At 76.3% G+C, this 2,097-nt stretch carries 1 protein-coding gene; it reads right to left on the bottom strand.

What is annotated here, in order from left to right:
- The coding region (locus tag VR45_RS41225; protein WP_234326686.1) for an ATP-binding protein at nt 1–1,564 on the bottom strand (1,564 nt) is incomplete at its 3' end.
- Nucleotides 1,565–2,097 lie beyond the last annotated feature (533 nt).

Below are 2,097 nucleotides of genomic sequence, written 5' to 3'. Positions count from 1 at the left end.
AGCCGTTGGAGCCGGCCGAGCCGTTCGAACCCGCCGAGCCGTTGACTGCCGAGGCGCCGTTCGGGCCCGTCGAGCCGTTCGCGGCCGAGGCACCGTTCGGGCCGGCCGTACCGTTCGCGCCCGCCGAGCCGCCCCTGGTCGCCGCCCGGCCGGTGGTGCCGGTGGAGCGGGCGGTGGTGGTGCGGGTTGTCGGGGCGACGCCGATCCGGGCGGTCGGCGCGGCGTGCCGGCGCCGGCGGGGCAGACCGGTGGCGGTGCGCTCGGTCACCACCGGGACGTCCTCGCCACCGCTGAGCGGCCCCGGCAGCGAGCCGGAGAGCGGCCGCCGCGGCGGTGGCGAGGTGTGCGGGCGGCGGTCGTCCACCGGCTCCGGACCGGACGAGCCGGTGACACCGATGCCGTGGGCGCGCCCGGTCGCGGGCGCGGTGGTGATCAGCTCCTGCGGCACGACCAGCACCGCCCGCACCCCGCCGTAGGCCGAGGGGCGCAGCGAGACCTGGAAGCCGTACGCCCGGGAGAGCCGGCCGACGACGGCGAGGCCGAGCCGGGGGGTCTCACCGAGCTCGTTGAGGTCGATGCCGGCCTGCGCCTCCAGCAGCATCCGCTCGGCGCGGGCCCGGCCCTCCTCGCTGAGGCTGAGCCCGCCGTCCTCGATCTCGATCGCGATGCCGGTCTGCACCTCGACGGCGGTCAGGTGCACGCTGGTGTGCGGGGGCGAGTAGCGGGTGGCGTTGTCGAGGAGTTCGGCCACCGCGTGGATGAGCGGCTCGACCGCCGGGCCGACCACCGCCACGTCGGAGACCGGGTGCAGCTCGACCCGCTGGAAGTCGAGGATCCGCGACATGCCGCCGCGCAGCACGCTGTACAGCGGCACGGCCCGGTTCCACTGACGGCCCGGCCGCGCGCCGCCGAGGACGGCGATGCTGTCGGCCAGGCGGCCGATGAGGGCGTTGCCGTGGTCGACCAGCAGCAGGTCGTCGAAGACCGCGGGGTCGTTGCCGTGCCGGTGCTCCATGATGCGCAGCTCGGCGGCCTGCCGGTGGACGATCGCCTGTACACGGCGGGCGATGTTGACGAAGGAGCGCCGTGAGGACTCGCGCAGCGCCTCCTCGTTCTCGACGGTCTCCAGTACGGCGCGCAGCAGGGTCTGCTGGGCGGTCCGGAACTCCGCGCCGACCGTGACGTCCTGGAGGGTGTACGCGTTGACCACGTCCTCCAGGCCCTCGCCGTGGGTGAGCCGGGTCATGGCGGCGGGCAGGACGGACTTGGCCAGTCGGATGTACTCGGTCTCCTGCCGGGTGAGCCGGCGGATCAGTTCACCCTCACGCTGGACGGCCCGCGCGCGCAGTTCCTCCGTCGCCCGGCCCCGGCGGGCGGCCTCGGCGGCGACCAGGACCACGGCCAGGGTGCCCACCGCCGCGCAGACGGCGACGGGGAGGCGCGAGTCGGGGGTGGCCGCGGCCACGGCGACGGCGGCGACGGCAGCCGTCACGACGGTGGGCAGGAGCCAGACGAGCACGGGGGCGGAGCGCCGGCGTCCGGGTGACGAACCAGCACCAAGCATTCAGCATCCTCAAACGATCGGAAGAGTGGGGGGACGGGACGGGCGGGCGGCCGGTGGGCCTGAGGGTTCGGAGCGGTGCGGTGGGCGGTGGCGCGCGGGTGGTGCGCGGCACGGTAAGCCTCCGCCGTGCGGCGCCCGGGGACGGTGGGTGCGCGCCGGTGGCAGGACCTGGTCGTGCGGTCCGCTGCCGCTGTCTCTCCTCTCCGCCGCCGGTGGCCGGGACGGCCGCCGGGTCGTGGTTGCTCGCTGGGCGGCCGGTCGGTGCCGCGGTCGGTCCGGCCCGCCGGGACTCCGCCGTGGCCGTGCGTCGCGCGCACCGGAGGGAACGGTCCGGCCGGACCTCCGGACCCGTCGCCGGGCCGGTGATGGCACCAGGTTTACCGCGCCCCGCGCGCCCCGAACCGGCGCTCGCCCCCGGTTCGCCAATGCGAGCGGTCTCCGGGTGAACTTGCCCCGAGCAAGGGGCACTTCGTGCTAAGGCCCGGATCCGGGCGGTGGGCGGCGGCCCCCGGGGCGTCAGCCCGGGCCGGACC

Origin of the sequence: Streptomyces sp. NRRL S-495 (assembly GCF_000966955.1) — a bacterium.
GTDB lineage: Bacteria > Actinomycetota > Actinomycetes > Streptomycetales > Streptomycetaceae > Kitasatospora > Kitasatospora purpeofusca.
This window is presented reverse-complemented; position numbering and strand designations above follow the sequence as displayed.